Origin of the sequence: Streptomyces sp. NBC_00647 (assembly GCF_045207245.1) — a bacterium.
Classification (GTDB): Bacteria; Actinomycetota; Actinomycetes; order Streptomycetales; family Streptomycetaceae; genus Streptomyces.
This window is the reverse complement of sequence record NZ_CP109040.1, coordinates 6,106,422-6,119,262: the sequence shown is the minus strand read 5'-3', so window position 1 is coordinate 6,119,262 and position 12,841 is coordinate 6,106,422. Positions and strand designations below refer to the sequence as shown.

Annotated in this window: 10 protein-coding genes; 6 read left to right on the top strand and 4 right to left on the bottom strand. The window is 70.8% G+C overall.

Features of this window, described 5'->3' with window-relative positions; genetic code table 11:
• Positions 1-266: 266 nt before the first annotated feature.
• The 4 genes from tuf to rpsL form a co-directional block, all read right to left on the bottom strand.
• Positions 267-1,460 (bottom strand): elongation factor Tu, encoded by a 1,194-nt coding sequence (gene tuf, locus OG788_RS26945; RefSeq protein ID WP_351542678.1) that lies wholly within the window; start codon positions 1,458-1,460, stop codon positions 267-269.
• Between the two features lie 143 nt (positions 1,461-1,603).
• The gene (gene fusA, locus OG788_RS26940; RefSeq protein ID WP_406374012.1) at positions 1,604-3,733 is read right to left on the bottom strand and encodes an elongation factor G; all 2,130 of its coding nucleotides are present in this window, start codon (positions 3,731-3,733) and stop codon (positions 1,604-1,606) included.
• A 39-nt stretch (positions 3,734-3,772) separates the two neighbouring features.
• A complete protein-coding gene (gene rpsG, locus OG788_RS26935; RefSeq protein WP_003992340.1) occupies positions 3,773-4,243 on the bottom strand; it encodes a 30S ribosomal protein S7 in 471 nt (156 codons plus the stop codon).
• A gap of 3 nt (positions 4,244-4,246) precedes the next feature.
• Positions 4,247-4,618, bottom strand: coding sequence for a 30S ribosomal protein S12 (rpsL, locus tag OG788_RS26930; protein WP_003948652.1), 372 nt, complete (start codon positions 4,616-4,618; stop codon positions 4,247-4,249).
• Positions 4,619-5,039: 421 nt separating this feature from the next.
• On the opposite strand from rpsL, the gene OG788_RS26925 reads away from it, so the two are divergent.
• From OG788_RS26925 to OG788_RS26900, 6 genes are all read left to right on the top strand, one after another.
• A complete protein-coding gene (locus OG788_RS26925) occupies positions 5,040-5,741 on the top strand; it encodes a Crp/Fnr family transcriptional regulator (RefSeq protein ID WP_351542674.1) in 702 nt (233 codons plus the stop codon).
• Positions 5,742-5,929: 188 nt separating this feature from the next.
• The gene (locus OG788_RS26920) at positions 5,930-6,880 is read left to right on the top strand and encodes a hypothetical protein (RefSeq protein ID WP_406374010.1); all 951 of its coding nucleotides are present in this window, start codon (positions 5,930-5,932) and stop codon (positions 6,878-6,880) included.
• On the top strand, positions 6,877-9,060 hold the full coding sequence (locus tag OG788_RS26915; RefSeq protein ID WP_406374008.1) for a hypothetical protein: 2,184 nt from the start codon (positions 6,877-6,879) through the stop codon (positions 9,058-9,060). The genes OG788_RS26920 and OG788_RS26915 overlap by 4 nt, the downstream gene beginning before the upstream one ends.
• Positions 9,061-9,063: 3 nt before the next feature.
• Positions 9,064-10,557 (top strand): PE-PGRS family protein, encoded by a 1,494-nt coding sequence (locus OG788_RS26910; RefSeq protein ID WP_406374006.1) that lies wholly within the window; start codon positions 9,064-9,066, stop codon positions 10,555-10,557.
• Positions 10,554-11,192, top strand: a complete 639-nt coding sequence (locus tag OG788_RS26905) for a Pycsar system effector family protein (RefSeq protein ID WP_406374004.1) — start codon at positions 10,554-10,556, stop codon at positions 11,190-11,192. The genes OG788_RS26910 and OG788_RS26905 overlap by 4 nt, the downstream gene beginning before the upstream one ends.
• A 508-nt stretch (positions 11,193-11,700) precedes the next feature.
• Complete coding sequence (locus OG788_RS26900) at positions 11,701-12,750, top strand: M48 family metalloprotease (protein WP_406374002.1); 1,050 nt, start codon at positions 11,701-11,703, stop codon at positions 12,748-12,750.
• Positions 12,751-12,841 lie beyond the last annotated feature (91 nt).

Genomic DNA, 12,841 nt, shown 5'->3' with positions numbered 1-12,841 from the left:
CGGTCGAGCCCCCGCCCGCGGGCGAGGGACCGTCCCTACAGTCTTCCCCCTGAATTACGGCCGCGTTGCGTGATTATGCCGACACGCGCCAAGGATCGTTTTCACCTGGAGGAATCCCCTTCACGCCGCAACGGCGTTCGGATTTCGTATACGGATGCGACCGCTTCGCGAGGTGGACCGGGCATGCGGAAAGGGCCCGTACGACCGAAGTCGTACGGGCCCTCTCTGGAGCTCTGGAAGGAGCTACCAGGTCATACGGTCAACAATTACTTGTTGATCTTGGTGACCTGGCCGGCGCCCACGGTCCGGCCACCCTCACGGATGGCGAACTTCAGGCCCTCTTCCATGGCGACGGGCTGGATGAGCTCAACCTTCATCTCAGTGTTGTCGCCCGGCATGACCATCTCCGTGCCCTCGGGGAGGGTCACAACACCGGTCACGTCAGTCGTACGGAAGTAGAACTGCGGACGGTAGTTGTTGAAGAACGGCGTGTGGCGGCCACCCTCGTCCTTGGACAGGATGTAGGCCTGGGCCTCGAACTCGGTGTGCGGCGTGACCGAACCGGGCTTGATGATGACCTGGCCGCGCTCGACGTCCTCGCGCTTGATGCCACGGAGGAGCAGACCGACGTTCTCACCGGCCTGGCCCTCGTCGAGCAGCTTGCGGAACATCTCGATGCCGGTGACCGTGGTGGTGGTCTTCTCCTGCTTGATGCCGATGATGTCAACGGTCTCGTTGACCTTCAGGACACCACGCTCGATACGGCCGGTGACGACCGTACCGCGACCGGTGATCGTGAAGACGTCCTCGACGGGCATGAGGAACGGCTTGTCGACGTCACGCTCGGGGGTCGGGATCGCCTCGTCGACGGCGGCCATGAGGTCCAGGACCGACTGGCCCCACTCCTTGTCGCCCTCGAGCGCCTTGAGCGCCGAGACCTTGACGACCGGAAGGTCGTCGCCCGGGAACTCGTACTCGGAGAGGAGCTCACGGACCTCGAGCTCGACGAGCTCCAGGATCTCCTCGTCGTCCACCATGTCGGCCTTGTTCAGGGCGACGACGATGTACGGAACGCCGACCTGGCGGGCCAGGAGCACGTGCTCCTTGGTCTGCGGCATCGGGCCGTCGGTCGCGGCGACGACGAGGATGGCGCCGTCCATCTGCGCCGCACCCGTGATCATGTTCTTGATGTAGTCCGCGTGACCGGGGCAGTCGACGTGGGCGTAGTGGCGGCCCTCCGTCTGGTACTCGACGTGCGCGATCGAGATCGTGATACCGCGCTGGCGCTCCTCGGGAGCCTTGTCGATCTGGTCGAAGGCCGAAGCCTCGTTCAGGTCCGGAAACGCGTCGTGCAGCACCTTGGTAATGGCGGCCGTGAGGGTCGTCTTACCGTGGTCGATGTGACCGATGGTGCCGATGTTGACGTGCGGCTTAGTCCGCTCGAACTTTGCCTTCGCCACTGGGGTCCTCCTGCGGAGTGGTTCTGGTACGCCTTACTCATCGGCGCCAGGTGATCTTTGCTGGGATGCCGCCCGCCGGGGTTTTCCCTCCCGGGTGAGCCCCGGCGGTCGGTGTCAAGCCTAAAGCGTGTAAACGGGGTGTGTTACTCGCCCTTGGCCTTCGCGATGATCTCCTCGGCGACGTTCCTGGGAACCTCGGCGTAGGAGTCGAACTGCATCGAGTAGCTTGCGCGACCCGAGGTCTTGCTGCGGAGGTCTCCGACGTAGCCGAACATCTCCGAGAGGGGCACGAGGCCCTTCACGACGCGAGCGCCGCTGCGCTCCTCCATGGCCTGGATCTGGCCACGGCGGGAGTTGAGGTCGCCGATGACATCACCCATCGACTCCTCGGGCGTGGTGACCTCGACGGCCATCATCGGCTCGAGCAGCACGGGGCTGGCCTTGCGCGCGGCCTCCTTGAAGGCCTGCGAACCGGCGATCTTGAACGCGAGCTCGGAGGAGTCCACCTCGTGGTAGCCACCGTCGAGAAGAATGACGCGGACGCCCGTCATCTCGTAGCCGGCCAGGATGCCGAACTGCATGGCCTCCTGCGCACCGGCGTCCACCGACGGGATGTACTCCCGCGGGATACGGCCACCGGTGACCTTGTTCACGAACTCGTACGCCGGACCGTCGGTCTCGGTGATGGGCTCGATCGCGATCTGCACCTTGGCGAACTGACCGGTACCACCGGTCTGCTTCTTGTGGGTGTAGTCGTGACGCTCGACGGTCTTGCGGATCGTCTCACGGTAGGCGACCTGCGGCTTGCCGACGTTGGCTTCGACCCTGAACTCGCGCTTCATACGGTCGACCAGCACCTCGAGGTGCAGCTCGCCCATACCGCCGAGGATGGTCTGGCCCGTCTCCTCGTCCGAGTGAACGTGGAAGGAGGGGTCCTCCTCCGCGAGACGCTGGATGGCTACACCCAGCTTCTCCTGGTCACCCTTGGACTTGGGCTCGATGGCGACCTGGATGACGGGCGCCGGGAAGTCCATGGACTCCAGGATCACCGGGTTCTTCTCATCGCAGAGCGTCTCACCGGTCGTGGTCTGCTTCAGACCCATCACGGCGACGATGTCGCCGGCGCCCACCGCGTCGATCTCCTCACGCTTGTTCGCGTGCATGCGGTAGATCTTGCCGATGCGCTCCTTCTTGCCCTTGACGGAGTTCAGCACCGCAGTGCCGGTCTCCAGGCGGCCCGAGTACACCCGGACGAAGGTGAGCTTGCCCAGGTGCGGGTCGCTCATGATCTTGAACGCGAGCGCGGACAGCGGCTCGTCGATCGACGGCTTGCGCTTGATCACGAGCTCCGGGTCCTTAGCGTCGTGGCCCTCGATGGCCTCGACGTCAAGCGGAGTCGGGAGGTAGCGCACGACCGCGTCGAGCAGGGGCTGAACGCCCTTGTTCTTGAACGCGGTGCCACAGAACACCGGGGTGACCGTGACGCCCTCGGACTTGCCGGACGCGATGGTGACGCGACGGATCGCGGCGTACAGCTGCTCCTCGGTGGGCTCCTGGCCCTCCAGGAACAGCTCCATGATCTCGTCGTCGTGCTCCGCGACGGTCTCGACCAGCTGACCGCGGTACAGCTCAGCGGCCTCGACGTGCGTGGCCGGGATGTCGACGACGTCGTACATCTCGCCCTTGGCCGCCTCGGCGGACCACACGAGCGCCTTCATGCGGACCAGGTCCACAACGCCCTTGAAGTCCATCTCGGCACCGATCGGGAGCTGCATGATGATCGGGACAGCGCCGAGGCGGTCCTTGATCATGTCCACGCAGCGGTGGAACTCGGCGCCGGTACGGTCCAGCTTGTTCACGAAGCAGATGCGCGGCACGCCGTAACGGTCGGCCTGACGCCACACCGTCTCGGACTGCGGCTCGACACCGGCGACACCGTCGAACACCGTGACGGCACCGTCGAGGACGCGGAGCGAACGCTCCACCTCGACCGTGAAGTCGACGTGTCCCGGGGTGTCGATGATGTTGATCGTGTAGTCGTCGTCCTCAAGCGGCCAGTGACAGGTGGTGGCAGCAGAGGTGATCGTGATGCCACGCTCCTGCTCCTGCTCCATCCAGTCCATGGTGGCGGCGCCGTCGTGGACTTCACCGATCTTGTAGCTGACGCCGGTGTAGAAGAGGATCCGCTCAGTGGTGGTCGTCTTGCCCGCGTCGATGTGAGCCATGATCCCGATGTTGCGGACCCTGGCCAGGTCAAGTGAAGTGGTAGCCATAAGGCTTCAGTCTTCTCTCGGTCTCGATGTGGGTAACGACTACCAGCGGTAGTGCGCGAAGGCCTTGTTGGACTCGGCCATCTTGTGGGTGTCCTCACGCTTCTTCACAGCGGCACCGAGGCCGTTGGAGGCGTCGAGAAGCTCGTTGAGCAGACGCTCGGTCATGGTCTTCTCGCGACGGGCGCGGGAGTAACCGACGAGCCAGCGCAGCGCGAGCGTGTTGGCGCGACCGGGCTTGACCTCGATCGGAACCTGGTACGTCGCACCACCGACACGGCGGGACTTGACTTCGAGCGTGGGCTTGATGTTCTCCAGCGCGCGCTTCAGCGTGATGATCGGGTCGTTGCCCGTCTTCTCACGCAGACCCTCCATGGCGCCGTAGACGATGCGCTCGGCGGTGGAGCGCTTGCCGTTCAGCAGCACCTTGTTGATGAGGGAGGTCACCAGAGGGGAACCGTAGACCGGGTCGATGATGACCGGGCGCTTCGGGGCGGGGCCCTTACGAGGCATTTTCTACTTCTCCTTCTTGGCGCCGTAGCGGCTGCGGGCCTGCTTGCGGTTCTTGACACCCTGGGTGTCGAGCGAGCCACGGATGATCTTGTAGCGAACACCCGGCAGGTCCTTCACACGGCCGCCGCGCACGAGCACGATGGAGTGCTCCTGCAGGTTGTGTCCCTCACCCGGAATGTAAGCCGTGACCTCGATCCCGCTGGTCAGACGCACACGCGCGACCTTACGCAGGGCCGAGTTCGGCTTCTTCGGGGTGGTCGTGAACACACGCGTGCAGACGCCACGACGCTGGGGCGAACCCTCGAGTGCGGGCGTCTTGTTCTTCTCGACCTTGTCCTGCCGGCCCTTCCGGACCAGCTGCTGGATCGTAGGCACTACTTCTCCGGTTTCTGTGTGCCGAATGGTGAAGCTAACCTGGAACGCCACCGACCCACGCGGTCGGGTGTGTCGAATACTGCAGACCTTCGCCGCAAGGCGAAAAGGGCGCAGATTGCGGTGGCCGCTTACGGCTCTCCTTGCGGTTCGAAGGCACGCACGAGAGCCAGGGCACACCCCAGGCACAAGGTATGAGCGTACCTACCTCACGGACTTCGGTCAAAACAAATGCCGTGGTGCCCGACACGCCGGACTTCTCCCGATCCATTCTCGGGGCTCTTGACGCCTCTCGCAGCTTCTCACCGGTGAATGTCCCGGATTCGGTGCGCACGGCACACACTGGGTGAGTACGTTGACCGGTTGCTGTGCATCGGTCACTGTGCGTCGGCCACGGTGCCCATCGGGGGACGGGGATGGACTCATGACGGCTGCACCCTTAACCGGGGACGAGAGCCTGGACGACCGGGTGCCGTTCCTGGCACGCCTGGAGAGCGACGACCGCTCCGCGCTGCTGTCCCTCGGGCGCGAGCTGTCCTTCACGCCCCGGATGGTGCTCCTGCACCAGAGCGAGCCGTCCTCGCACGTACTGATCGTGACGCACGGCTGGACGAAGGTGACGGCGTCCGCCGCCAACGGCTACGAGGCGCTGCTCGCGCTGCGGGGGCCCGGCGACATCGTCGGCGAGTCCGCCGCGCTCACCGGCCGGCCCCGCTCGGCGACGGTGACGGCCCTGGAACCGGTCCGCACGGTCGCGGTCGTACGCGAACACTTCACGGACTTCCTCGCCCGCTCCCCCGCCGTCTCCTTCGCCCTGCTCGGCCTCACCTCGGACCGCACCCGCGCCGCCGACCGCCGTCGCCTGGAGTTCGCCTCCATGAGCGTCCGCGAACGCTTCGCGGCGCTCCTGCTCGACCTGGCCCGCACGAACGGCCGCCGCACGGAGGAGGGCGTCGAGCTCTCCGTCCCGCTGAGCAAACAGGAGCTGGCGGGCTCGGTGGGGGCGTCCCGGGAGATGGTTCAGCGCCTGCTGAAGGAACTCCGCGAGCGGGACGCGGTGCTGACAGGCCGGCGGACGATGGTGATCCTGCGGATGGATGTCCTGCGCCGGATCGCCCGGGGATGACCGGGCGCGGCACGGACCACGGACGCCCCGGCCCGGACGGGCGGGACTCCCCGGACGGCTGAGCCGCCCGTGACTCCGGAACCCTTCTGTGCACACGGTCACACTTCGAGTGGGACATCCGCCCTCACACCCGGCCCACCGGTGACGCCAGCCTGCATGCCAGGCGAGGCTCCCACCGAAAGGCGACCATGACCGACCCCGTGAGCCGGACGATCCTCCTGCTCGACATCGAGAAGTACAGCGACCGGGACGACGTCGAGCAGGCCTACCTGCGCAGGATGCTGTACGACATCACGGACCGCGCGCTGGAGAGCGCCGGCATCGACGAGCGCCTGCGGCTGCGGGCGGACCGCGGTGACTCGGTGATGGAGCTGATCGACGCCAACGCCTCGGTCACCGCGCTGCTGCGCGCTCTGCTCACCGAGGTGCCCGCCCAGCTCCGCGCGGTCAACCGGATGGCGTCCAGCTCCGCCCAGATCCGGCTGCGCGGTGTCGTCGCCACCGGATACGTCGCCGTCGACGCGTACGACGGCTGGGTCGGCTCCGACCTCAACCACGCCTGCCGGCTCCTCGACGCCGGGCTGCTGCGCGCCGCCCTGCGGGAGCGGCCGAACGACTTCGCCCTGTGCGTCTCGGAGAGCGTGCACGCGGGGATCGTGCGGCACAACCACCCCGGCATCCCGGCGGACGGCTTCCACCCGGTGACGGTGGACAGCAAGAACGGACCCCTGCGGGCCTGGCTGCACGGCCCGGTCCCGCACGGGGCGGACGACCACGACGGCCACAGTGAAAAGGGGGGAGCCCCGGCGCCGGGCGGCTCGGGGGAGAGCCCGGCGCCGGGGCCGGGGGCCGGGGCCACGGGCTCGGGGCACACGGGGGCCGGGGCCACGGGGCCCGGGGCGTCGCAGGTCACGACGGCGGAAGCACCTGGGCCGGAAGCGGCCGGGCCTCGGGCGGAGCCCGCCCAGGCCGCCGCGCCTCCCGGGAACGTCGTCTTCAACTTCAACGGCGGCTCCCTCAGCTTCGGCGGCAGCCTCGTCGGAGGTGACCAGCACGGCGTGTCCGGCGGCCAGGTCACCGGCGACGTCCACCTCGGCGGAAACAGCAGCGGCAGCGGCAGCGGGGGTGAGTCCGCGTGACGGCGGCCCCGCCCGTGACGCCGGACGCCTCCGACGACGTACCGCCACCGGACCCGAAGGCGCCGAGAGGGCTGAGAGACCCGCGCCCGGCACCCGAGGCGCGTACCGACTCCGGCGAGCCCGAGGAGCGGACCCAGGAGGCCAGGGCCGCGCAACGCGAGCTGGTCGCGCACACCCCGGGATTCATCTTCAGCGAGGCCGCGTCCTTCGGCGGCAGCCTGGTCGGCGGGGCCCAGCACGGGGTCTCGGCGGGCGGCTCGGCCCGTGACGTGTTCATGGGCGGCAAGACGGAGATCCACCACCACGGGACGGGGTCCGCGCCGGAGGCGTACGCCTCGGGGGAGATCCCCCGGCAGCGGCTCGACGCACTCGCCGGAGTGTTCGTCGAGGGCCCCTCCTTCGCCGCCGCCCTGGCCCGGCTGCGCGACGAGCGCGTCCTCGTCCTCGCCGGCGCCCACTCCACCGGCCGCTACGCCGCCGCGCTGATGCTCCTGCACCACCTGGGCGTTCCCGCCGTACACGCCCTGTCGTCCGAGACCGGCCCCGCGAACCTGGGCGCCCAGGTCTCCGCGCCCGGCGGACACGTCCTGCGCGATCTGCCGCTGAGCCGCAACCGCCCGCTGCGGGACACCCACCTGTACGCGGCCCGCGACCGGCTCGCGAAGACCGACGGCTATCTGGTGGTGACCGTCGAGAACTCCCCGTTCCTGCTGGGGGTGGTCCCGTCCGCCTGGGAACCGCCGGAGGCGGCCGAGGTGCTGGGCGCCCACCTGGCCGACCTGCGGAAAGAACCGGGAGACAGCGCCGGCCTGCTCGCCCTCGGCCCCGTGCGCGACTTCCTCTCGCGGGGCGCCCACCGCCCCGCCGAGGTCGCCCGGTTCGCCGCGGAGGTCGCCCGTTTCGACGGCGGCGAGGAAGCGGCGGCCCGCCTCGCCGACTTCGGGCACGCGGCGGTCGAGCAGCAGTGCCGGGAGTGGCTCAGCGACCCCGAGGCCACCCTGCGCGACAAGGCGTTCCTCATCTCGCTCGCCGTCTTCGACCAGGCGCCGTACGTGCTGGCCGCCGAACTCGCCGACAAGCTGTACGTGCACTTCCAACGGCTCCAGCATCCCGAACAGCCGCCCGAGATCCCGGTGTTCGGACTCGCCGCCGGGACCCGGCTGGAGCGGGCGCGGGCCGAGGGCGAAGTGCGGGACGAGGCCACCGAGTGGGGCTCGGTGCCGCAGTTCACCGCGTACTTCAAGAAGGAGAACACGCCGGGTCTCCTGCTCGGCGAGGTCTGGACGGGCCATCCCTCGGCACGGCCCGCGCTGGTCTCCTGGCTGAAGGAGCTGGCCCGCGACAGCCGTCCGGTCGTCCGGACCCGGGCCGCCGCTGCCACCGCGCTGCTCGCCCGCGCCGACCTGCCCTCGGCGGTGGCACTGCTGATCGACGGCTGGGCGGTGTCGAAGGCCTTCGGCCCCCGCGTCACCGCCGCGAACACGCTCACGCTCGCCCAGCTCCTCGACGCGCCCGTCGTGCTGCGCCTGCTCACCCAGTGGTGCACGGACACCCACTGGGCCCGCCGCTGGACCGCGATCCGCGCCTTCGGCCTGCTCACCCCGCTGCGCCCGGACCTCGCGGGCCCGGCCCTGAGCGCGCTCGCCGCCCGCGCCCGTGCCGGGGACAGCGGCGAGACCGAGGCGAACAACCTGATCGACTCGACGGCCCTGCTGCTCTCCGTGGGCGCCCGGCGCGGCGAGATGCTCTCCGAGCTGGTGCGCCTGCTCCACCACGACACGGCCTCGGTCCGCGCGCTCGCGCTGGGAGCGTTCGTGCGCGCCTGCGACAACGCCGAGGAGGGCGCGCTCGTCGAGTGGTACGCCGACACCGGCATGTACGAGGAGGACTCGGCCCGTGACCTGGCCACCCTCTGGCGGACCGCGCTCGGCGACCGCGGGCACACCCGTGGCGCCCTGGACGCCCTGCACACCTGGGTGCACCTGGCCGAGCGCCGGGCGGACGTCGCCCAGGCCCTGGAGCTGCTGCTCCCCGCGCTGGTCGTCACGGCGGACGACCGCAAACGCCTGAGCCACGAACTGCTCAACCTGCGTGCCCCGGACGGCGGCCCGCGCCCACCGGCGGCCGACCGCCTGCTCGGCCTCCTGATCCCCTCCACCCCAGATCCATCGAGGAGTTGAACCATGGCGGAGTTCCGCCGTCAGCCGGAGTGGCAGCAGGACGCCAACCGGCACACCACGCTCATCGACCCGGTGCTCACCGTGCGGCCGATCGCGCGCTTCGACTACACCGTCCGCCGCGCGGTCACCGCGATCGACCACGCGCTGGTCTTCGTCACCGCGAAGGGCTCGTACGACGTCTACATGCCGCCGCACCGGCCGAGCCGCGCGGACGCGGCCACCCGCCGCTACACCTCCGTCTACGAGGTGGACATGGGCAGCCATCCCGTGCAGCTCGCCCTGGAGGTGCCGAGCGACGACGACGCGTTCTCCTTCGGTGCCACCGCCGATCTGACCTGGCGGGTCGCGGACCCGATCGCGTACGTGGCGAGCGGCGAGCGCGATGTGCCGACGCGGCTCACCCGTGAACTGCACCAGCTCGCGCGGCCCGTGAGCCGGGCCTTCTCCATCGAGGACAGCCCGGCCGCCGAGCGCGCGGTCCAGCATGCCGTGGAGACCGGCGGTTTCGCCGCGGGCATCGGACTCGCCGTCACCTGTGTCGTACGCCTGCGGCTGGACGACGAGGCGATCGCGCACCGGCGACGGCAGCGGAGCCTGCGCTACGAGTCCGACATGCTCGACCCCGAGCACGAGTTCCGGCTCCGGCTGGCCCGGCAGCAGCACGAGCTGGAGGTGCTGCGCCAGCAGCAGGACCACCATCTGATCACCGAGAAGATCAACTTCTACCAGTACCACCTCCAGCACGGGGGCGTCGCCGCCTGGGCCCTGCATCTCGCCCAGCACCCCGAGGACACGAAGATGGTGGTCGGCTCCATCCAGAAGGATCAGCTGTCCATCATCAGAGGCCAGTTGGAAGTCATCGCCGGCGACACCCTGGAGGACTTCCAGAAGGCGGAGTCGGCGCGCTCGACCCTGCGTGCCGTCGACGAGCTGATCCAGCAGCAGACGCCTCCGGCGCCGCGGGACGGGCTGGGGGCACTCCCGGCCGGTGCGGCGCCCGGACAGCCGCAGACGCCGCCCCAGCCGCCGTATCCGGGCCAGTCGCCCCACCCCGGCCAGACCCCGCAGCCGCCGTACGCCGGACAGCCCCCGTACGGCGGCCCGGCCCCGTACGCGGGTGGCCGGCCCCCGTACGCGGGCGGGGAGCCTCCGTCCGCCGGGCAGCCTCCCTACGCGGGCGCCCAGCCGCCATACGCGGGACAGGCGCCGTACGCGGGCGGTCACGCGCCGTACGCCGACGACCGGACCCTGTACGGCGGACAGCCGCCCTACGCGGGCACCCAGCCGCCGTACGCCGGCGGTCCGGACACCGCGGCCCCCGTGGCGCCGGGGCAGGCCGGCGGCCCCGCCCTCTACGGACAGCCCTCCACGACGCCGTACGCCGCCGCCGGACCGGCTCCGGCCGTGCCCCCGGTGCCCGGGGGCCCCGAGAGCGCCCGGACCGCCGTGCCGCCCGCCGCGGCGCAGCAGGACGCTCGGGGGGACGAGCCCGCGTGACCACACCCGACACGGCGCGGCCCCCCGCGCCCACGGCTCCGCCGACACCCGGCACCCCGCCGGCACCCGTCGGCCCCCCAGCACCCGTCGGGCCGCCACCGTCCCCGGCGCTCCCGGACCCGTCCTCGCCCCCGTCCGGGGCCGGGGCCGGTGGCCGCACCGCGGAGCGGCTCCTGACCGAGCTGCGGGGCGAGATAGCCCGGGCCGACAGCAAGGCCTCCGTGCTCGTGGCGGCGCTCGGCATGACGGCGGGGGTGTTCAGCGCACTGCTCGCCGGACGCGGCTGGACACCGACCGAGCTGTCCCGGGCCGGGACGGGCCTGTGGTGGACCGGGGCGGCGGCGCTGGGGCTGTCCCTGTTCGCGCTGCTGCTCGCCGTGCTCCCCCGCTACCGCCGCGGCACCTGGGCCCCGGGCCGGCCTCTCTGCTACTTCGGCGACATCCAGCAGGCCGTACGCGAGGGCCGACTGGCCACCGCGCTGGCCGACACCGACCGCGACCCCGCCGCCGGACTCACGGCGGCGCTCATCGAGACCAGCCGCATCGCCGCCCGCAAGCACCAGTGGATCCGCACCGGCCTGATCGCCTTCTGCGCCGGCACCGCCCTGCTGCCGACCGCGCTGCTCATCGGCTGACCTCCGCTCATCGAAGGAGCCCTCCATGTCCCAGCCCCCAGGGCCGGCGCCCGCGTCCCCCGAGCCCCCGTACCCGGGCGCCACCACCCCTCCGCCCCCGTACCCGGGAGCCGCCGCTCCCCCACCGCAGTACCCCGGAAGCCCGGGGACGGACGGGCCGGGGCCGCAGTACCCGGGCGCCGGGGGCCCCGCTCCCCAGTACCCGGGCGCCGCCGACCCCGCGCCCTCGTACCCGGGTGCCGGAGGCCCGGCGCCGCAGTACCCCGGAGCGGGCGGCGGCCCGGCGCCGCAGTACCCGGGAGGAGGCGCAGGCCCCGCACCGCAGTACCCCGGAGCCGGAGGCGGCCCCGCTCCCCAGTACCCGGGGGGAGGCGCAGGCCCCGCACCGCAGCACCCCGGAGCCGGAGGCGGCCCCGCACCGCAGCACCCCGGCACCGGGGCAGGCGCACCGCAATACCCCGGTGCCGCAGGCGCACCCCAGTACCCGGCCTCCGGTCACCAGCAGACGGTGACCCCGTCTCCCCAGTACCCGGGGCCGGACCGGGGGTACGCGGGGCAACAGCCGCACCCGGCGCCCTTCGTCCCGCAGCAGGCCACCGCGCCCGACGACCTCGACTACCGCCACCAGGGCTCACGCGTCCACCTGGCAAGCCATCAGCGAGGTGCCGACGCCACCGCCATCGGACAGCTGGCGACGCAGATCCCGGGGTTCCTGGTGAGTCTCGCCGTGGTCTCGGCGCTCGCGCTGGGCATGTTCGGCACGGCCGTGGGCTGGCTGGTCGTGGTGGCCTGGCTCGCCTCGGGCGCGCTCGTCTTCCACCGGCCCACCGAGCTGCGCTTCGCCCGGCACGTGCTCAAGCTGCGGGCGCCGCTGGCCGAGGAGCGGGCCCGGCTGGAGCCGATCTGGCGGGAGGTCACCGCCCGGGCGGGCATCGAGGCCGGCACCTACGAGCTGATGGTGGAGAACAGTGACGACCTGAACGCGGTCGCGGCCGCCGGCCATGTCGTCGGCGTCACCACGTACTCCCTCAACCGGATTCCCAGCAGCAACCTCGCCGCCGTACTCGCCCATGAGCTCGGCCACCACACCGGCGGTCACGCCTGGGCCGGTCTCCTCGGCTACTGGTACTCGCTGCCCGGACGGCTCGCGTGGGCGTTCACCCGCGTGCTGGCCAGGATCGCGCTCGCCGTCGCCGGAGTCTTCTCGGCGGCCGCGACCGGGCTCCTGATCCTCTTCATGGGGATGTTCGTGCTCGCCGGGTTCCTCGTCGCCTGGTACATCACCGTGCCCCTCGTCGTCGCGCCCTACCTCCTCGCCTACGCGGGACGCCTCGGCGAGCTGCGCGCCGACCAGCAGGCCGCGGCCCTCGGCTTCGCCCCCGAGATGGCCCAGGTCCTGCACCACTTCCAGGCCGAGGAGGACGCCGCGAAGGCGTACGCCGTCACCCAGGGCAAGAAGCTCAAGGAGCCCGGCGGCCTCGCCAAGCTGCTGTCCACCCACCCCGACAACTACACCCGGCTGCGCGCCCTGGAGCCGTATCTCCAGCTCCCGCGCTAGGGCACACCGGAACAGGTCCGCCAGGACGGGTCCTCGGCGGGCCGGGAAACGCCGAAGGGCGGTCACCCCCATCGGGGATGACCGCCCTTCG